Annotated in this window: 18 protein-coding genes and 1 other annotated feature; of the genes, 1 reads left to right on the plus strand and 17 read right to left on the minus strand. The window is 27.9% G+C overall.

All coding sequences use genetic code 11. The features are described from left to right. Window positions 1–94 precede the first annotated feature (94 nt). Window positions 95–1,369: a glycosyltransferase family 2 protein gene (locus ACYUDJ_RS13400; RefSeq protein WP_042384634.1), complete on the minus strand. Its 1,275-nt coding sequence runs from the start codon at window positions 1,367–1,369 to the stop codon at window positions 95–97. 441 nt (window positions 1,370–1,810) lie between these two features. Here ACYUDJ_RS13400 and ACYUDJ_RS13405 point away from each other — a divergent pair, with 441 nt between their 5' ends. After that, entirely contained in the window at window positions 1,811–1,945 is a 135-nt protein-coding gene (locus ACYUDJ_RS13405) for a hypothetical protein (protein ID WP_003484659.1), read from the plus strand. A gap of 110 nt (window positions 1,946–2,055) precedes the next feature. Here ACYUDJ_RS13405 and ACYUDJ_RS13410 read toward each other — a convergent pair whose 3' ends face one another. The 16 genes from ACYUDJ_RS13410 to ACYUDJ_RS13485 form a co-directional block, all read right to left on the minus strand. Then, window positions 2,056–3,108, minus strand: a complete 1,053-nt coding sequence (locus ACYUDJ_RS13410; RefSeq protein WP_080333550.1) for a type IV pilus twitching motility protein PilT — start codon at window positions 3,106–3,108, stop codon at window positions 2,056–2,058. 1 nt (window position 3,109) lies between these two features. Next, window positions 3,110–3,886 (minus strand): shikimate dehydrogenase, encoded by a 777-nt coding sequence (gene aroE, locus ACYUDJ_RS13415; RefSeq protein WP_003484657.1) that lies wholly within the window; start codon window positions 3,884–3,886, stop codon window positions 3,110–3,112. Window positions 3,887–4,023: 137 nt separating this feature from the next. Then, window positions 4,024–4,728: an RNA polymerase sporulation sigma factor SigK gene (gene sigK, locus ACYUDJ_RS13420; protein ID WP_003484649.1), complete on the minus strand. Its 705-nt coding sequence runs from the start codon at window positions 4,726–4,728 to the stop codon at window positions 4,024–4,026. A 96-nt stretch (window positions 4,729–4,824) separates the two neighbouring features. Further along, complete coding sequence (locus ACYUDJ_RS13425) at window positions 4,825–6,495, minus strand: peptidoglycan D,D-transpeptidase FtsI family protein (protein WP_003484648.1); 1,671 nt, start codon at window positions 6,493–6,495, stop codon at window positions 4,825–4,827. An 85-nt stretch (window positions 6,496–6,580) separates the two neighbouring features. Then, window positions 6,581–7,201: a uridine kinase gene (gene udk, locus ACYUDJ_RS13430; protein WP_003484647.1), complete on the minus strand. Its 621-nt coding sequence runs from the start codon at window positions 7,199–7,201 to the stop codon at window positions 6,581–6,583. A 147-nt stretch (window positions 7,202–7,348) separates the two neighbouring features. Further along, window positions 7,349–8,575 (minus strand): peptidase U32 family protein, encoded by a 1,227-nt coding sequence (locus tag ACYUDJ_RS13435; RefSeq protein WP_003484646.1) that lies wholly within the window; start codon window positions 8,573–8,575, stop codon window positions 7,349–7,351. Then, entirely contained in the window at window positions 8,568–9,224 is a 657-nt protein-coding gene (locus tag ACYUDJ_RS13440; protein WP_003484645.1) for an O-methyltransferase, read from the minus strand. The genes ACYUDJ_RS13435 and ACYUDJ_RS13440 overlap by 8 nt, the downstream gene beginning before the upstream one ends. A gap of 82 nt (window positions 9,225–9,306) precedes the next feature. Then, a complete protein-coding gene (gene mltG, locus ACYUDJ_RS13445) occupies window positions 9,307–10,338 on the minus strand; it encodes an endolytic transglycosylase MltG (RefSeq protein WP_042384630.1) in 1,032 nt (343 codons plus the stop codon). Window positions 10,339–10,414: 76 nt separating this feature from the next. Continuing rightward, window positions 10,415–12,241 carry a translational GTPase TypA gene (typA, locus tag ACYUDJ_RS13450; protein WP_003484643.1) on the minus strand — a complete coding sequence of 609 codons (1,827 nt, stop codon included), beginning with the start codon at window positions 12,239–12,241 and terminating at the stop codon, window positions 10,415–10,417. 645 nt (window positions 12,242–12,886) lie between these two features. Further along, complete coding sequence (locus tag ACYUDJ_RS13455) at window positions 12,887–14,596, minus strand: ribonuclease J (protein ID WP_042384628.1); 1,710 nt, start codon at window positions 14,594–14,596, stop codon at window positions 12,887–12,889. A gap of 47 nt (window positions 14,597–14,643) precedes the next feature. Further along, window positions 14,644–15,096, minus strand: coding sequence for a Fur family transcriptional regulator (locus ACYUDJ_RS13460; RefSeq protein WP_003385810.1), 453 nt, complete (start codon window positions 15,094–15,096; stop codon window positions 14,644–14,646). Window positions 15,097–15,217: 121 nt separating this feature from the next. Continuing rightward, the gene (locus ACYUDJ_RS13465; RefSeq protein WP_003484639.1) at window positions 15,218–15,472 is read right to left on the minus strand and encodes a DUF1292 domain-containing protein; all 255 of its coding nucleotides are present in this window, start codon (window positions 15,470–15,472) and stop codon (window positions 15,218–15,220) included. A 13-nt stretch (window positions 15,473–15,485) separates the two neighbouring features. Continuing rightward, on the minus strand, window positions 15,486–15,899 hold the full coding sequence (gene ruvX / locus ACYUDJ_RS13470) for a Holliday junction resolvase RuvX (protein WP_003484637.1): 414 nt from the start codon (window positions 15,897–15,899) through the stop codon (window positions 15,486–15,488). Window positions 15,900–16,171: 272 nt separating this feature from the next. Next, window positions 16,172–16,423, minus strand: coding sequence for an IreB family regulatory phosphoprotein (locus ACYUDJ_RS13475; RefSeq protein WP_003385813.1), 252 nt, complete (start codon window positions 16,421–16,423; stop codon window positions 16,172–16,174). 114 nt (window positions 16,424–16,537) lie between these two features. Continuing rightward, entirely contained in the window at window positions 16,538–19,177 is a 2,640-nt protein-coding gene (alaS, locus tag ACYUDJ_RS13480) for an alanine--tRNA ligase (protein ID WP_003484635.1), read from the minus strand. 55 nt (window positions 19,178–19,232) lie between these two features. Then, window positions 19,233–19,409: a binding site (T-box leader), on the minus strand. 87 nt (window positions 19,410–19,496) lie between these two features. Beyond that, complete coding sequence (locus tag ACYUDJ_RS13485) at window positions 19,497–20,525, minus strand: AI-2E family transporter (RefSeq protein ID WP_042384622.1); 1,029 nt, start codon at window positions 20,523–20,525, stop codon at window positions 19,497–19,499. Between the last annotated feature and the right edge of the window lie 12 nt (window positions 20,526–20,537).

The following is a 20,537-nucleotide window of genomic DNA, read 5'->3' on the forward strand; positions in this document are numbered from 1 at the left end:
CTCTTAAAATTATTAATTATTATAATTATTATTTAATTTACACACTATAAATTCATCATAAAAAAAGCAAAAAAAGGAAAGCTTTGCTTTCCCTTTAGTTAACTTTTTCTAGTTCATCTATATTCATACTTCTAGTATGAATTGTATGACTCCATTCTTTATTGTTTTTATCCATAATTCCTTGTATTGAAATAGGAAACCAAGTTATAGCATATATAGGATAAACTATATAATATAATAATACTTTAAATGTAAATTTTTTTTCTAGAATCAATATTAAAGGTGTATATAGTATTTGAAACAATGAAAATAAAATTATTAATATAGTTATCAAATTAAAATCTATAGAATAAACTATATTATTAAAATTATTAACTATATTTGCTGCTTTCATAGCATATTGGAATAAACTTATTATAGCTGACAAACCTAATAGTATAGCTACAAAAGGTTGTATACTATAAAGTGCACAATCAAAAGCAGTAAAATTAAAATTTTTAATAGCTTTTTTCATAAGCTTAAAAAAATATCTACTAGATACATCGGCAAAACCTTGCATCCATCTTTTTCTTTGCCTCCATGATTGAGCTAAAGTTAAAGGTTTTTCATCATATATTATAGCATCATGGGCCCAACCTACTTTGTATCCATTTAATATAATTTTACAAGAAAACTCTAAATCCTCTGTAAGACAAGTAGCACCCCAACCAAGTTCTTTTAATATATCTGTATCTATACAAAAACCAGTACCACCTAATTGACTAGATAATCCTAAATTATATCTTGCAAGTTGGAACATTCTATTACAACTCCAAAATGCAATAGAATAACTTCCTGTTATCCAAGTATCCTCAGGATTTTTACTATCTAAATAACCCTGAACTACCTTATATCCTTTACACATCTTCTTGTTCATTTCTTTCAAAAAATTTTTATGAACTAAATTATCTGCATCAAACACTGCTATGGCATCATATTTTTTTTCCATTTTGAATATTATATTAAACATCCATTCTAATGCATAACCTTTTCCTCTTCGTTTTTTGTCAAATCTTTCCCGTACAATAGCTCCCTTTTTTTTTGCAATATCAGCAGTTTTATCTGTACAATTATCTGCAATTACAAAAATATCATATAATTTTTTATCATAGTCCATCATTTTTAGGCTTTCTATTATGTTACCTATAACTAATTCTTCATTATGTGCTGCTACAATAAGAGCAAATTTTGTTTTATCACTAATATTCTTATTATTCTTTTTCCTATATATACCAAAAAGAGAAATTATAAGATAATACATGGATATGAAATAAACTATGTATGTTATTGCTTTGGAGCTATAATGTACTATTCCATTTATAATATTCAATAGTATCCCCCCTCGGTTCAAAAATATTTTAGCATAAATACTAGTTAATTACTATATATTATTGCAAATAAATATTATAAATTACTTAATGCATTCTTAATAATATTTATATTCTTAAGAAAATAAGAGAATTTAATAAATAAATAGATACAAATTTTATCAATAAATAATTATTGTATATAGTGAATATTTATTATATATAACTAAAATTGTACTAACTTAAATTATATGATATTATATAAACATAAACAATAAGTATTGGTATTGATGCATCAATATTAGTTTATAAAGGAGGTAGTTAGCGCATGTCGCGCTACGAAAAAATATTTTTTTTAGATTTAAAAAGACTTCATAAAAAAGATGAATCTTTCTGGTAAGTTCTCTAATAACTAACTACTAATAATATTAAAACAATATTTAACTTATCAGGAGGATGTTAAAATGAAAAAAAATACTATTAAATTAAGTTCCATAGATTTAAAAGCTATTAATAATAAGGATAATATAAATTCAAAGAAAAAATCCAAATCTAAAAATCAAATTTCACTAAAAATGTTAGATTATATGATATTTTAAAAAAGGACCAAAAGGTCCTTTTTTTAATATTACCAAATGTATAATTATTATTCTACATTATAATATTAAAATGCATAATTGTTATTTTACATTTTAGTATTATAATGTTTTTATAAATTAATTATCTTTGTAATTAAATCTTTGTCTACTGAATAATTTAATGCAGTATCATAACTTATAACTTCTCTTTTATATAACTCTGCTAAAGACATATCCATAGTTTTCATTCCATATTTGGATCCAGTTTGTATGGAAGATTCTATTTGATAAGTTTTTCCTTCTCTTATCATATTTCTTATGGCATTTGTAGTTACCATGGTCTCTAAAGCTGCTATTCTTCCTCCATCAATTTTATGTACTAATTGTTGACTTATTATTCCCTCCAACACACTTGATACTTGTATTCTTATCTGTTCTTGTTGATGTGGTGGAAATACATTAACAATTCTATCTATAGTCTTAGCTCCTCCTATAGTATGCAAAGTAGAAAACACTAAATGTCCTGTTTCTGCAGCTGTTAAGGCTATGGAAATATCTTCCAAATCTCTAAGTTCTCCTATTAATATTACATCCGGATCTTCTCTTAATGCTGCTTTTAAAGCGCTTTTATAACTAAAAGTATCCCTACCTATCTCCCTTTGATTTATTATACATTTGTTATGTTTATGTAAAAATTCTATTGGATCTTCCAAAGTTATTATATGATTAGACCTAGTATTATTAATTTCATTAATCATAGCTGCTAAAGTAGTGCTTTTACCTGAACCTGTAGGACCTGTTACTAAAATAAGGCCTCTTTTTTTATTTGTTAATTCCTTTACTATATCAGGTAATTTTAATTCATTTAAGTTAGGAATCTTTAAACTTACAACCCTTAAAGAAATAGCTATACTTCCCCTTTGTTTAAACACACTTACTCTAAATCTACCTAAGCCTGATATAGAATAGGAGGTATCTATTTCTCCTTTTTTTAATAAATCCTCAAATTCTTCACCTAATATTTCTTTAGCATAATTATTAGTATTTTCTGGTGTAAGCTTTTCTTTGAATATTTTGCTTAATTGACCATTTATTCTTATAGTTGGTTCTACCCCTACGGATAAATGTAAATCTGAAGCGCCAAAGTTAATAGTTTTTTCCAATAATTCTTTTAATTGTTTCAATTTATCGTCCTCCTTCAATACCATCTAAGCACCAAAGACCTATAGCACTATAGGCCTGAAAAATAAGCATTTTTTCTCCATTTATAATAAATGCTCCCTTTTCTTTAGCTTCTTTTAATAATTTAGACCTTTTAGGAATATAATTTAAATCATAAACCACACAATTTTTTTTAAGCTCTCTAAGTTCTACAGGCTTTTGTTCTTTAAAATTAGGCCCACCTATAGGTGTACAGTTTACAACTAAATCATACCTATCTACTTTATTTTCGTCTTTAATATTTAATATTTTAACTTTTTCTTCAAATTTTAGTTTTGCTTCCTCAGGATTTCTAGAAATTATGTATATCTCTTTTGCATTTAGTTCTTTTAATGCATAATATATACATTTAGCACTTCCACCTGATCCTATAATGAGACACCTAAAATTTTTAACCTGTATATTATAATATTGTAAACTTTTTATAAATCCTATATAGTCTGTATTATACCCTACTAGTTTATCTTCCTGTACTGCTACAGTATTTACTGCTCCTATCTTATCTGCTGGATATACTATATCATTTAAATATTGTAATATAGTTTCTTTATATGGGATAGTAACATTAAAACCTTTTATATTATTTTTATGTAAGTTCTTTATAAAATCATCAATTTGATCCTGCTTTAAATTAAATATTTTATAAAAAAATGGTATATTATTTTTTTTATAATAATTATTGTGTATTTCCGGTGATTGTGAATAATTAATATTTTTACCTATTAAACCTGTTGTATACATTTAAACCCTCCTGCTTATATTATAACGATTATAAATATTCTGTAAAGAATATCCTGCTATAAAATAAATAAAAAATAAAACAAAAGAATTAAGAATCATCTTATATGTATAAAATTCTTAATTCTTTAGAGTTTTATTTAAATATTTTTATTATAATTTAATTCTTTATAAAGCTTTTTAAGGGCCTTTTTTTCTATACGTGAAACATAGGATCTAGATATGTTTAGTATACCTGCTATTTCTCTTTGAGTTCTAGGTCTCCCATCCTTTAAACCATACCTCATTTGGATCACCTTTTTTTCCCTTCCTCTAAGGCAAGTTTCTATTTTTCCATATAGCTTTTTTACTTCTATTTTTGTTGAAACTATTTCTATTATAGAATCCTCATCGCTACTTAATATATCCATAAGAGAAATTTCATTTCCTTCTTTGTCTACTCCTATAGGATCTTGAAGATATACTTCACCTTTAGTTTTTTTATTATTTCTTATGAGCATCAATATTTCATTTTCTATACATCTTGCTGCGTAAGTGGCAAGTCTAGTACCCTTTGAATTATCAAAAGAGTCTATAGCCTTTATAAGACCTACAGTTCCTATAGATATTAAATCATCAATATCTTTTCCAGGATAAGAATATTTTTTTACTATGTGAGCCACTAACCTTAAATTTCTTTCTACCAAAATATCTTTTGCTAGAGCATCGCCTTTTTTTAGCCTATCCAAATAATATTTTTCTTCCTCATCACTTAAAGGCTTGGGAAAAGAAGTATTTCCTGTGACATAGCCTGTTAAAAATAATGCACTTCCTAATACATCCCATAAGTAACTTAAAAAGAACACAAGCTGCTCCTCCTAATAGTGCTTATTAATATAATATGTTCTTTAATATAGAAAAGTGCATGTACACATAAATATACTTTATTTTTTCTGTATAGTTTAAATAGAGTCTTTTATTTCTTTAACTATATCATAAAATATGGGTACTGAAGTAGTTGCAGCACTTTCTCCTTTGGCTTTTATCTTAGGTATGAATACTACCATAGTATAATATTTATTATTTATCTTGAAAAAACCTGTAAACCAAGCATCTGAAAGTGGTTCCATTTTACCTTCAGCATTAACTTCTTGTCTTTCATTAGTACCAGTTTTTCCTCCAATTTCTATATTAGAATCATAAGCTAAAGTAGCAGTTCCCCTTTTTACAACCTCTTTCATTTGTTCCTTTAAACTATTTGCAGAATAAGTTCCTATAATTTGTTCTTTTGTAGTATTAAATTCTTCTACTGTATTATTTTTATCATCTACAAAGGCTTCTAATACGTAGGGCTTAACGTAAACACCATTATTCACCACAGTACTCACCATAGAAACTGCTTCTATAGGAGTTATTCTAATAAGCTGACCAAAGGATACTAAGGATAAAGTACCATCACTTAAATTTGGTTTTTCTCCTTTTTCCATTTGAATAGCACCCTGCTGTTCATAGTGTAAATCTAACACTTTGTTATATATCCCATGCTTTTTAACCATATTATCAATATTCTCAAATCCTGCTTTTCTTCCTATTTGTGAAAATATATCATTACAAGAAACTATAAAAGCCTCCTTTGTGCTAAAACTTCCATGAGTTCCTTTTTTATTATTTTCAAATTCTCCAGTACATTTAAAACTATCCTTTAAGGATACTTTATTGTTTTCTAATGCGGCTTCTTCTGTTATTATTTTAAATATAGATCCCGGTGGAAACCCATTTTGTGTAGCCGCCCCTATATTTACATTAGGTAATGTTTCATCCTTTTGAACCATAGCACGTATCTTCCCTGACTCTGCTTCTGAAAGAATTACACCTACTTGGTTAAAATCCTTATATTCTTTTTTATTTAAAACCTTTCTTATACTATCTTGAACTTTAGAGTCTAATGTAAGTCTAGGGTTTATATTAGACTTAGGTTCTTCTGTCTTTTCTGATATAATTTCTCCTCCTAAATCTTTTTCATATATTATTTTAGATTTTTTATTATCTTTTACCCTATTATATATTTTCATCTCTAAAGACTCTTTGCCTTTAAAAGTTTTTTGATCATTTTTATAAGGATTTAATAGCATATTTTCTAACTTCCAGGCCTCTTTTTTATCATTTATATTCTTATCTACCTCTTGTTTTTTGTATGCATAAAATCCCTTTACACCTTTTATATCTTTTAGTTTTTCATAAGTTATTTTATCTATTTCATAGTAATTTTTACCACTATTATCTATAGTTTGATTTTGGGTTATATCATATTTTTCATTATAATTTCTTAAAATATACATTATTGTTAACAGTTTTTCTTCATCTTTTTCTTCTTTGTTATCTTTAAAAGCACTTGGCACTAGAACAGCATAATATTTCTCTTTATATTTTAATAAATCATTCCCTTTAGTATCTAGAAGCTTATATTTATTATCTCTTGTATCTTCTTCATAAGCGTATTGGGATTCTGCCATAGTAGCTAATTTTTCTGCATCAAAAATCTGAAATTTAACCATTCTATATATAAGAAACAAAAATATAACCATAAATAATGTTAATAATTTATAAGCCTTTCTTTTCTCCCTGTATCTCATAATAAAAACACCTCATCTTAGCTAAATTATAACCAAAATAAGGTGTTTTATTCTAAATTATTACTATTTCATTTTAAATAATATTTTATTTTTGTAACAAATGTTTTATATTTGCTACCATCATATCTATGGCTACTTTGTTATGTCCACCCTCTGGAATTATTATATCTGCATATCTTTTTGAAGGCTCTATAAATTGCATATGCATTGGCCTTACAACGGTTAAGTATTGATTTATGACTGAATCTACAGTTCTTCCTCTTTCGTTTATATCTCTTAAAAGTCTTCTTATTATTCTTACATCTGCATCTGTATCCACATATATCTTTATATCTAATAATTCTCTAATCTTTGGATCTTGAAGCACTAATATACCTTCTACAATTATAATGTCCCTAGGTTCGACTTTTACAGTTTCTTTTTTTCTATTATGAGTTTCAAAATCATAAATAGGTTTCTCTATAACATTTAAATCTATTAAATTTTTTAAATGATCTATTAAAAGTTCATTATCAAAAGCATCTGGATGATCGTAATTTTTTTTGCATCTTTCTTCAAAAGGTATACTGCTTTGATCTTTATAATAAGAGTCCTGCTCTATCATAAAAATACAAGCTTCATCAAATTTATTATATATTTCCTTAGCTACAGTACTTTTTCCTGAACCAGTTCCTCCAGTTATACCTATCAACACTGGGCGTTTCATTAGCTTTCCCCCTTATTTTCTAGTTTTTTATTAAACATTTAATTAAATCATTTTATGTATAATAAAATTTACAATTATAACAAATTAGTGGTGTATTCTTGGCTAATTCTCTTCCTTCACAATAATATATAAATATGTTTTTATATATTATTTATTTTTTATAAGTATATCATTTTCTTTTAAGCTTTTATCTGTGTTAACTTTAAATATCATTTGGGCTGAAGGAGCAGACTCTATCTTTTTATCATTTTTGTCTCTCATATTGACTATATTTATTTTAAATATAGGACCTTCAGGTCTTAAAACTTCTAGTTCATCTCCATCTAAAACCTTATTTCTTTGCTCTACTATAGCTTCCATAGTTTCTTCATTAAATTCCTTTACAATACCTACAATATCACAAGTTCTAATATATGAAGAAGATTCATGTAATTGCTTATTAGGATCATTAAAATAAAAACCTGTAAAATATGCTCTATGGCTAGCCTTTTTTAGATAATCCATCCATCTTTCTTTAAAAGTATAATTTTCTGGATCTTTAAAATAAGCATCTATAGCTTCTCTATAGGCTTTAACTACTGTAGCTACATAGAAAGAACTTTTCATTCTTCCTTCTATTTTAAAAGAATCTATACCACTTTGAACTAATTCTGGTATGTGCTCTATCATACACATATCCTTTGAATTCATTATATATGTTCCTTTATCATCTTCAACTACAGGGAAATACTCCCCTTCTCTTTTTTCTTCCATTAAATAATATTTGTATCTACAAGGTTGTGCACATGCTCCTCTGTTAGAATCTCTCCCTGTCATATAATTAGATAAGAGGCATCTGCCAGAATAAGACATACACATAGAACCGTGAACAAAGGCTTCTAATTCACAATCTTTTTCTATTTTCTCTCTTATGGTTTTTATTTCTTCTATAGTTAGTTCTCTTGCTAATACAGTTCTTTTAACACCTTGTTTATACCAAAAATCTATGGTTTTAAAATTAACTGTATTTGCTTGAGTACTTAAATGTATTTCTAAATTTGGTACAGTTTCTCTTGCAGTCATAATAATTCCCGGGTCTGAAACTATTATGGCATCTACTCTAAATTCATATAATTTTTTTAAATACTCTTCTAATCCGTTAAAATCTTCGTTACGAGGGAACACATTTATTGTAACATGAACCTTTCTACCTCTATCATGAGCATATTTTATACCCTCTTTAAGTTCTTCATCTGTGAAATTGTCTGCAAAGGCTCTTAAATTTAATCTGCTACCACCTAAATAAACCGCATCCGCTCCAAAGTTTATAGCTGTCTTTAATTTTTCCAAATTTCCTGCTGGAGCTAAAAGTTCTGGTTTTTTTATATTAAGCATCCTCATTCCTCCTCTTAGTTATGGCAATTCCATCTCCCATTGGTATAATTGAGGTTATGAAATTATCCTTGTCACTTATCATATTCATATATTTTCTCATTCTTTTAACTATAGTTATCTTTCTTCTTATAACTAATTCATCATTAGCAACCATACCTCTAAAAAGTACATTATCTGCTATTATAATTCCATCTTTATTTAAAAGCTTTAAACAATAAGGCAAAAATTCATTATAATGTCCTTTTCCTGCATCCATAAAAATCATATCATATTTATCATCTAAATCTTTAAGGATTTCTAGACAATCCCCATGAATAATTTTTATTTTATCTTTAAAGCCATGTTTTTCAATATTACTTCTTGCAATTTCTATCATTTTATCATCACGTTCAATGGTAGTAATATTAGACTCTCCATTTGAACTTAAACTCATAAATATTGAAGAGTATCCTATAGCTGTGCCTAACTCAAGTATTTTTTTAGGTTTTTTTACACTTATCATAAACTCTAAAAAATTAGCCACTTCTTTATGTACTATTGGAACAGTATTTTCCTTAGCATAGTCTTCTAATTCCTTTAATATTCCCTCATTTTCTGGTATAAGACCTCTTATATATTCTTCCATATAATCATAGGCTACTTTACTCATGTTTACCTCCAATTTAAAATTAATAATACATAAGGTGACCTTTTAATTTTTAAATATAATAGGTCACCTGCAGCAAAATATATTAATCTCCTTGAGTTTCCTTTTTCACCTTTAAAAAATCGTTATAGTTCTTTGTAAAAAAGTGAGTTCCATTATTTTTAGAAACAAAATACAGATAATCTGTTTTTTCTGGATTTAATGCTGCCTTTATGGAATTTTTACCTGGAGAACATATAGGTCCTATAGGCAATCCCGTATTCAAATAAGTATTATAAGGAGACTTTATTTTTAGATCTTTATAATATAATTTATCTTTATGATATCCTAATGCATACAATACTGTAGCACAGGATTCCATTTTCATTTTTTTATCTATTCTATTATAAAATACAGATGCTACCTTACCTCTTTCAGCATCTTTTTCAGCTTCTTTCTCTATAACAGATGCCATGCTAATTAATTTATCCATGTCTTCATCTTTTATTTTTATATTATTTTCTTTTTCTATTTCTTTAATAACATAATTAAACCTATCTAACATTTTATCTATTATTTTATCTCCTTGCATACCTTTAAAAAACTCATAAGTATCTGGAAATAAGTATCCTTCTAAAGAGTACTTCCTATTCTTATCTTCCTTTACAAAAGAAGGAGTTTTGTATTCTTTTATACTTTTTATAAAATCCTCTTTCTTTATTATTCCCTGCTTTTCCAATTTATTTCCTATTTCATCTATATTATACCCTTCTGGAATAGTAACTTTTATAGGTCTATTATCATATATACCTTCTTTTAAATTGAGCAATAAATTATAAGCATTTAAATTAACTGAAAATACATATTCTCCTGGAACTACTTTTTGTGGTGCTTGTACTTTCTTAATATAATTTTTTAATACTTTTTTGCTTTTAATCTTGTCTTCCTTATCTATTTTTTCTATAACATCATTTAAACTCTGGTCCTTGTCTACAACAATCTTAACAACTTCATTTCCATCTGCTTTTAATGGAGCTTTTAAAATTTTTCTGTCATAATACTTAATAGATACAAAACCTATAGCTAAAACTGCAACTATAGCCATTACTAAAATAATTAGCCTGTTTTTATTTTTCACAAAATCACCACCCATAGGTTAATATAGACAAACAACCAGCCCTAAGCTAGTTGTTTGTTAGAATTATAATGCCTATTTATTTTTTTCTTATTGTAGCTTTTCTTCTTAATTCTGAATCTAATATTTTCTTTCTCATTCTTATATTTTTTGGAGTAACTTCTACTAATTCATCAGATGCTACGAATTCAAGACATTGTTCTAAAGACATTTTTGTCACTGGAACTAACTTTAAAGCTTCATCAGCACCTGACGATCTAGTATTAGATAAATGCTTTTTCTTACATACATTAACATCTATATCTCCTGTTCTAGAACATTGTCCTGCTATCATACCTGCATATACTGGGGTTCCTGGTTCTAAAAATAGTATTCCTCTTTCTTGAGCATTAAACAATCCATAAGTTATAGCTTCTCCGGATTCAAATACTACTAATGATCCTCTTGATCTTTCAGGTATTTCTCCTTTATATGCTTCGTAATCTTCTAATACATGGTTCATTATACCATTACCCTTAGTATCAGTCATAAATTCATTTCTGAATCCTATTAATCCTCTTGCTGGAACTTTAAATTCTAATCTTGTATAACCATTTATAGCTGAAGTCATATTAATCATCTCAGCTTTTCTTGGTCCTAATTTTTCCATAACTACACCCATAAATTCTTCTGGTACATCTATAGTTAATCTTTCAATAGGTTCCATTTTTTTACCATTTTCTTCTTTAAATATAACTGTTGGTTTTGAAACTTGGAATTCGTAACCTTCTCTTCTCATAGTTTCTATTAATACAGATAAATGAAGTTCTCCTCTTCCACTTACTTTAAAGCATTCTGCTCTATCTGTATCTTCTACCCTTAAGCTAACATTAGTTTCTAATTCTTTTATAAGTCTATCTCTTAAATGTCTTGATGTAACAAACTTACCATCTTGTCCTGCAAAAGGAGAATCATTAACCATAAAGTTCATGCTTAATGTAGGCTCATCTATCTCTACGAAAGGAAGAGCTTCTGGTTCATTAACATCCGCTACAGTTTCTCCTATATTAATATCTGGTATACCTGCTACCGCTACTATGTCTCCTAGTTTAGCTTCTTCTGTCTCTATTCTTGCTAATCCATCGTAAACATATAGTGAAGATATTTTTACATTTTCTACTTTTCCATCTTTTCTTATTAAAGCTACCTGTTGATTCTTCTTTATGCTTCCTCTTTCTATTTTACCAATACCTATTTTACCTACATATTCGTTATAATCTATAGTAGTTACTAACATTTGTAATGGCTTATCTATATGTCCTTCTGGTGATTTAACATTTTTAATTATAGCTTCAAATAAAGCTTCCATATTATCTGATTCATCTTCCATTTCATTTTTAGCTATACCGTCTCTAGCTGAACAATATATTACTGGGAAATCTAATTGATCATCATTAGCTCCAAGTTCTACGAATAAGTCAAATATTTCATCTAAAACTTCTTCTGGTCTACCATCTGGTTTATCAATTTTATTTATTACTACTATTGGCTTAAGGTTAAGTTCTAATGCCTTTTTAGTAACAAACTTTGTTTGTGGCATAGCCCCTTCATAGGAATCTACTACTAATAAAACGCTATCTACCATTTTTAGTACACGTTCAACTTCTCCTCCAAAATCCGCATGTCCTGGAGTATCTACTATATTGATCTTAATACCGTTATAATTTACGGCAGTATTTTTAGATAATATAGTTATTCCTCTTTCTTTTTCTATGTCATTAGAGTCCATAACTCTTTCCTCTACCTTTTCGTTGTCTCTAAAAACGTGGCTTTGTCTTAAAAGTGCATCTACAAGTGTTGTCTTACCGTGGTCAACGTGAGCGATTATGGCCACATTTCTAATGTCATTTCTAACAAATAAACTCATATTCTTTCCTCCAATTATTAAATTAAAAAACTTATATATTTTATCTCACAGATAAGTACCATTAACCTATGACTATTAAATAAATGGCACTAAGTCCCGGATAATTTCACTAATCTTTAGCAAAAGCTATTACTTCTTCTAAAGGCAAGTTCTAATAAATATTTTTTACTATTTATTTTTAAAATTTTAAACCAAAGATTTTTAAATGAAATATCATTTACTCAAAAAAATTGGATACTTCCTAGTATCCAACTTGGTTCACCTTATTATTTTAATATTATACTCAAAAAAAGTCAACTTATGTAGTATATTAATTTATTTATCTAAACTTGCATCTGCTGATTCCTTAAACATTTTCATTATATCTTTCTTTATTACTGACTGTTTTTCATAAAAATTTAAATTGTTTAATAATCTTATATTAGACTTCATAATTATTTAACTACCCATATCAACAAAAGTATCTTATAACAAAATAATCTTAATTAAATAATGTATAGGTCTAATTAAGTTAAAAAGCTATGAATTTGAAATATTATATTTCTAAAATTCATAGCTTATCTTTTTAAAATTATTAGGTATTAAAAAGCTCTTTAAAATTTTCACTTAAAAATTATTTTTTATAAGCTATTTTAATATATTGTACTATATTTCCATTATAATTGGTAATATCATAGGTTTTCTCTTTGTTTTTTCATATAAGAATCCTCTTAAAACATCTTTTATGTTTGTTTTAATTGCAGCCCATTCTGTAATATGATTTCTTTCACATTCTTCTAGAGCTTTTTTTACTAAATCTTTAGCTTCTTCCATTAAATCCTCTGATTCTCTTACATAAACAAAACCTCTTGATATTATATCAGGGCCTGCAATAACAGAACCTGAAACCTTTTCTATAGTAACAACTACTGTTAATATACCATCTTGAGATAAGTGTTTTCTATCTCTTAATACTATATTCCCTACGTCTCCTACACCTAGTCCATCTACAAAGACTTGACCTGACACTACAGAACCATTTTTTCTAATGCATTCCCTACTTACTTCTATAACATCACCTATATCTGAAACCATAACATGGTTTTCTGGTAATCCTAATTGACAAGCAAGTTCTCCATGTTGTTTTAAGTGCCTATATTCTCCATGAACAGGTATAAAATATTTAGGTCTTACTAATGTATGCATAAGTTTAAGTTCTTCCTGGCATGCATGACCAGATACATGGATATCTGCAAGTGTTTCATATATAACATCTGCACCCTTTTTAAATAACTGATTTATCACCCTAGATACTAATTTTTCATTACCTGGAATAGGTGTTGCAGATATAATTACCTTATCACCAGGCTTTATATTTACTTTTTTATGCTCTGAAGCTGCCATTCTAGAAAGAGCTGACATAGGCTCTCCTTGACTCCCTGTAGTTATTATAACTACTTGGTCATCTGGATATTTATTTATAGCATCTATGCTTATAAATATATTTTTTTCTGCTTTTATATATCCAAGCTTCATAGCTACTTCCATAATATTTTCCATACTCCTACCGGAAACTGCTACTTTTCTTTTGAATTTTTCAGCAGCTCTTATTATTTGCTGGATTCTATGGATATGAGATGCAAAAGTAGCAACAATTATTCTTCCTTTAACTCCTGAGAATATATTTAAAAAAGCTTCCCCTACAGTACTCTCTGACATAGTATAGCCTGGCCTTTCTACATTTGTACTATCTGCCATCATAGCAATAACTCCACGCTTACCTATTTCAGCAAATCTAGCTAAATCTGTAACATGACCATCTATAGGAGTGTAGTCTATTTTAAAGTCTCCTGTATGGAGAACAACCCCCAAAGGTGTATGTATAGCTATAGCTACTGTGTCTGCTATACTGTGGCTAGTTCTTATAAATTCCACAGAAACATTTTGAAGTCTAATTATTTCCCTTGGCTTTATGCATTTTAACTCCACAGAACTTAGTAGTCCATGTTCTTTTAACTTAGTTTCTACTATTCCTAATGTAAGCTTAGTTCCGTATACTGGTACATTTACTTCCCTCAGAACATAGGGCAATGCTCCTATGTGATCTTCATGACCATGAGTTAAAAATATACCTTTTACTTTATTGATATTCTTTTTAAGATAAGTTATATCAGGAATAACTACATCTATTCCTAACATATCGTCGTCTGGAAACTTAAGACCGCAATCTATAACTACTATATCATTTTTGTATTCTATAACAGTTAAATTTTTGCCAATTTCATTTAAGCCGCCTAAAGGAATAATCTTTACTTTATCCTTCTCCTTATCTTTTACTCTATCTTTTACTTTATCTCTTTCTTTGTCCACTCGCAAACTTCTTCCCTCCTTTTTCTTTTATGTTTTCATCATAGTTTTATTATTTATTTTCCTTGACATTCCTTGCAGATACCGTAGAACTTTAAACTATGATTCTCTATTTTAAAATTATATTCTTCTTCAATATTTTCTTCTAAATCCTCTAAGAAATCATCCTTAACCTCTATTACCTTATTACACTTACTACATATTAAGTGATGGTGCTGATGATTTTCATCTTCATTTACCAATTCATATCTACTACATCCATCATCTAGGTCTAATTTATATATAACACCCATTTCTTCTAAAAGTTGTACTGTTCTATATACCGTTGCAAGACCTATCTCTGGGCATTCCTCTTTTACTAAATCGTATAACTCTTCTGTAGTTAAATGGCTACCCTCGTGTTTTTTTATCATATCTATAATTGCTCTTCTTTGAGGAGTTAACTTATATCCCTTAGATTTTAATTCTTCTTTTAACTTTTCAATTTCTTCTCTCTTAAAATCTGCCACTTTTCATTCCACCTTTAACTACTTTATTTTAATATAAGTTTAATACAGTATTATCTTATTGTCAATTGATAATCTTTATCTGTAATTTCAAATTATATATTTATAGATTAAATAAAAACTATTATTCTTCTGAAAATAACAATTCATAAGCCTCTGCTACCATATTAAATTCTTCATCTTCTTCTACTGGTACTAGCACTTCTTCACCCTTGTCATTATTATCTATTCTAAGAGCTATAGCCTCATCTACTTCTTCATTCTTTGGAACTACAACTACATATTCTTTATCTTCTATATCAAGCTTTGTTATTACCTCAAATTCAGTTTCTTTTCCTTCTTCATCTGTTAATGTTATTGTATCTATATTATTATCCATATCATTATCCTCCTTATTTTGATAAACTATCTAAGTATCCTTGTAATATATAAGTAGCAGCCATTTTATCTACTATTTTTTTCCTCTTTGAGCGAGATAAATCCGCCTCTAGCATAGCTCTAGTAGCCGCTACAGTCGTTAATCTTTCATCCCACATTTTTATTTCAATATTCACATGTTCTTTTATTAAATCACAAAACTCTAGAACCTTTTCACTTTGTGGTCCTAATGTACCATTCATATTTTTAGGAAGCCCTGATACTATAGTATCTACTTCATATTTATCACATATTTTTTTTATCTCTTCCAAATCATATGCTTCACTTTTTCTTCTTATAGTTGTAATTCCTTGTGCTGTAAAACCTAATGGATCACTTAAAGCTACCCCAATAGTTCTATCACCTATATCTAGACCTAATATTCTCATAAATCTCTCCTAAGTATTGTATTTATATCAAACTCCTATATTATCGGAGTAAGTCATCATCTTTAAATCCTAGATTTGTATTCATTTTATACTAAGCTCCTATTACATAGGAGTAGGCTATTCATACCAAATCGTAGATTTTGGGTTCTATTTATACGAAACTCCTATTCACATAGGAGTAAGCGATTCACACCAAATCGTAGATTTGGGTTCACTGCTTATATTATTTCCATATTTAAAATAAAAATGCCCTACAGGGCATTTTTATTTTTTTAATTTATCCCTAAATATGATTTTATTACTTCCTCTAGTATTTCATCTCTTTCTAACTTTATAACTAAAGATCTAGCTCCATTATAATTAGTTATATAAGTTGGATCACCAGAGATCAAATATCCCACTAGTTGATTTACTGGATTATAACCTTTCTCTAGCAAAGAATTATAAACTTTCGTAAGTATTTCTTTTGTTAATGTTTTTTTATTTTCTACAGGATCAAATTGTATTGTTTTATCTCCACTCATTTTATCACCTTCCTATACAATCTTTAAGGATTGCAACTTTCTTTGGAGCAACCAGTATTTGAGTGTTTTTATGTTCTTTAATTATATTATAAGACATATTTATTAAAAAGTATACTATTTAACTAAACTTTCCACTACAGTTTCTACTGTTTTTATAGCCTCTTCTAATTTATTTGGATCTTTACCTCCTGCTTGTGCCATGTCTGGTCTTCCACCACCGCCACCACCGGCTATAGCTGCAATCTCTTTAATTATCTTTCCACAATGTACTCCCTTAGCTACTGTATCTTTAGTTGCCATAGCAACGAATAAAACTTTACCTTTATAGTTACTTCCTAGAACAACTACTCCACTTTGCATATTATCTCTTATTTTATCTCCTAAATCTCTTAGGGCATTTCCATCTATATCCTTTACTGCCGCTGATGCTACTTTAACACCTTTTATTTCTTTTATGTTATTTAATATTTCATCCTCTGCACCACTTGCTAGTTTTAATTTTAAAGCTTCTATTTCCTTTTCTTTTTCTTTCATTTCTAAAACTTGATGACTTAATTTGTTTAATAATTCCTTTTCATTGCATTTTAATATTTGAGCTGCGTCTTTTAATATGTTATTTTTGTGATCTACATATTCTATAGCCTTAAAAGCCGTTATTGCCTCTATTCTTCTTATACCAGCTGCAACCCCTGCCTCAGAAACTATTTTAAACATTCCAATTTCACCACTATTGCCTACATGAGTTCCACCACATAATTCTTTACTAAATTCTCCTACAGAAACTACTCTAACATCATCCTTATATTTATTGTCGAATAATGCAATGGCCCCCTGTTCTTTTGCTTCTTCTATGTTCATTACTTTAGTATTTACAACATTAGCTTTCATTATCTCTTTATTTACTATCTTCTCTACTTCTTTTAATTCAGCCTCTGATACTGCTTCAAAATGACTAAAGTCAAATCTTAATCTTTCATCATCCACATAGGAACCTGATTGCTGTACATGATCTCCTACCACTTTTATCAAGGCAGCATGTAATATATGAGTTGCTGTATGATTTTTTCTTATATTATTTCTTCTTTCTTCATTTACTTTTAATATAACCTCATCCTCTAAAGACATTTTCCCTTCTAAAACTCTTACAAAATGAAGTATTTTACCTGATATGTTCTTTTTACAATCTATAACTTTTGCTTTGAAACTGTCATTATATATAATACCTGTATCTCCTATTTGGCCACCCATTTCTGCATAAAATGGAGTATTATAAGTTACTATTACCCCTTTATTTCCTTTTTCAATCTGATTTTTAAACTCTTCATTTTCTACAATTAAAGCTACTTTTGATTTAAGTTCTAATTTATCGTAACCTTCAAATTGTGTATTTATACTTAAATCTATTTTATTTAATATGGTATCTTCTGCACCCATATAATTAGTTTCTTCTCTAGCAGATCTAGCTCTTTCTCTCTGCTCCTTCATTTCTTTATTAAAGCCTTCTTTGTCTATATTTATACCTTGCTCTTCTAAGATTTCTTCCGTTAATTCTACTGGAAATCCATAAGTATCATATAGTTTGAAAGCTTTATCTCCTGAAAGAACTTTATGATTATTATTCTTAACTTCTTTTATATAATCATTTAATATTTGCATTCCAGCATCTATAGTTTCATCGAATCTTTCTTCTTCTAGTTTTATAACTTTCTTTATATATTCTTTTTTCTCTTCTAATTCCGGATAATTTTTATAACAATTTTCTATAACTATATCTGTTAAGTTATGTAAAAATGTATTGTTTATTCCTAAAGTTTTTCCATGTCTTGCAGCCCTTCTTAAAACTCTTCTAAGAACATATCCTCTTCCTTCATTAGAAGGTAATATACCATCACTTATCATAAAAGTAATACTTCTTATATGATCTGTTATTATTCTTATAGATATATCTTTTACCCTATCCTCTTTATAATTAGCTCCTGAAAGTTTACACACCTGATCTAATACAGCTTTTATTGTATCAACTTCAAATATACTATCCACATTTTGCATTATAGTAGCCATTCTCTCAAGTCCCATACCTGTATCTATATTAGGATTGGCAAGTCTGTTATAATTTCCTTCTTCATCCTTATCAAACTGAGTAAATACTAAATTCCAGAATTCCACTATTTTATCTTCATCACTAGCTTTTACAAACTCCTCTGAAGTTTTAACCTCTCCTGCTCCTCTATCAAAATGAATTTCTGAACAAGGTCCACAAGGTCCTAATCCATGTTCCCAAAAGTTATCTTCTTTTCCTAATCTAAATATTCTTTTAGGATCCACATCTGTTTTATTTACCCATATATCCAAGGCTTCATCATCCTCTTCATATATAGTCACATATAATTTCTCTTTAGGCAATTTTAAAACTTCTGTAGTAAATTCCCAAGCCCAAGGGATAACTTCTTCTTTAAAATAATCTCCAAAGGAGAAATTTCCCATCATCTCAAAGAAAGTACCATGTCTTGAAGTTTTACCTACATTTTCGATATCTCCAGTTCTTACACACTTTTGACAAGTAGTAACCCTTTTACTTGGTGGAACTTGAAGACCTGTAAAATAAGGCTTTAAAGGTGCCATTCCTGCATTTATTAGAAGTAAACTTTTATCATTTTTAGGTACTAAAGAAAAACTTGGTAGTCTAAAATGTGCTTTACTTTCAAAAAACTTTAGATATTCTTCTCTTATTTCATTTAAACCCATTCTTTCCATGGTTTATCGCTCCTTTATTTTCATATTTTTGTAATAAAAAAAACCTTCAATCCCTAAAAGGGACGAAAGTTATATTCCGCGGTACCACCCTAATTTAAATGCAAAACTGCATTTACAACTCCTGTAAAATAGTTCATAAACAGCCTTCAGTACAAACCTTAAGAAGTTTTCACCAGCCACTTCCTCTCTATATAAAGTTAATTTACTTACTCCTTTTAATCATCACTATTATATATATTCATTTAATATTATTATCCTCAAATTATAAATAAAAATTACCATTATGTCAAGATATGCAAAAATTCATCCCATAATTTATTTAAAATAAATAGTAATTTAAATCTTCATATATAATTTTCATTATAACTCCTATAGGTATAGCTAAAACCATTCCCAAAAAGCCATATATTTTTCCTCCTATTAAAAGAAGCAATATAACTGTTAAAGGATGCATATCTACACTATCTCCTGTGATTTTAGGAGACAATATATCACCTTCTATTTGTTGTATAGCATATAATAAAATTAAAGCCCACAAAGCTGTTTTAGGTGATTTTGTAAAGGCTATTAATATAGCTGGCAAGGACCCTATAACCGGTCCAAAATAAGGTATTATATTAAAAAAACCATTTATCAAAGATAATAATATAGGTAATTTTATGCCTAGACCTACTAAGACTAAGAAAGTAAGAATTGTTATTATTAAACATAATATTATTTGACTTATAATATATCTCGCTAAAATTTTATCTATATCCTCAAATACATTTTTTACTATCCCTCTTACCTTAACAGGAAAAATCATAAAAAACTTTTGTATTATTTTATTCCCTGCGGCTAAAAAATAATATACTATTATAGGAATAACTGCATAATCCAATATATTTTCTCCAAAACCTACAAATTTATTTAAAATATTTTCTCCGATTGATACTGTATAACTTTCAATTTTCACATTTATTTTATTTAAAATCCCGCCTAAAATTTTATTATTATTTAATAAATTTATTTTATTATATATATAATCTATATATTTTTGAATATATCCTACAGAACTTGTTATATTGTACCCTTCTTTTATTATGGCAGGTATTATGGAAATAATAAAAATTCCTATGATCATTATTAATGTAACAACTAAAAGTAATGCAGAAAATTTCTCATTTACACCTTTATGTTTTAAAAATGTATGTATAGGTTTTAGTATATAATATATAACAAAAGATATAAAAAATAAGGAAAGTATATCTCTTACTATGGTATTTTTTATAAGTATAATAAAAAATATTAGTAACACTAATATAAAAAATAATAGTTTACAGTACAAATTTTTATAGTATTTTCTCATGATCTCTTACTC

The organism is Clostridium sp. CTA-6, assembly GCF_054768115.1.

Bases quoted from the DNA above. Each gene is read 5' to 3' on its own strand.
- ACYUDJ_RS13405 (WP_003484659.1), top strand. From the start codon at position 1,811: ATGAAAAAAAATACTATTAAATTAAGTTCCATAGATTTAAAAGCTATT.
- aroE (WP_003484657.1), bottom strand. From the start codon at position 3,886: ATGTATACAACAGGTTTAATAGGTAAAAATATTAATTATTCACAATCA.
- ACYUDJ_RS13425 (WP_003484648.1), bottom strand. From the start codon at position 6,495: ATGAGATACAGGGAGAAAAGAAAGGCTTATAAATTATTAACATTATTT.
- udk (WP_003484647.1), bottom strand. From the start codon at position 7,201: ATGAAACGCCCAGTGTTGATAGGTATAACTGGAGGAACTGGTTCAGGA.
- ACYUDJ_RS13435 (WP_003484646.1), bottom strand. From the start codon at position 8,575: ATGCTTAATATAAAAAAACCAGAACTTTTAGCTCCAGCAGGAAATTTG.
- ACYUDJ_RS13440 (WP_003484645.1), bottom strand. From the start codon at position 9,224: ATGAGTAAAGTAGCCTATGATTATATGGAAGAATATATAAGAGGTCTT.
- typA (WP_003484643.1), bottom strand. From the start codon at position 12,241: ATGAGTTTATTTGTTAGAAATGACATTAGAAATGTGGCCATAATCGCT.
- ACYUDJ_RS13465 (WP_003484639.1), bottom strand. From the start codon at position 15,472: ATGGATAATAATATAGATACAATAACATTAACAGATGAAGAAGGAAAA.
- ruvX (WP_003484637.1), bottom strand. From the start codon at position 15,899: ATGAGAATATTAGGTCTAGATATAGGTGATAGAACTATTGGGGTAGCT.
- ACYUDJ_RS13475 (WP_003385813.1), bottom strand. From the start codon at position 16,423: ATGAGTGGAGATAAAACAATACAATTTGATCCTGTAGAAAATAAAAAA.
- alaS (WP_003484635.1), bottom strand. From the start codon at position 19,177: ATGGAAAGAATGGGTTTAAATGAAATAAGAGAAGAATATCTAAAGTTT.
- ACYUDJ_RS13485 (WP_042384622.1), bottom strand. From the start codon at position 20,525: ATGAGAAAATACTATAAAAATTTGTACTGTAAACTATTATTTTTTATA.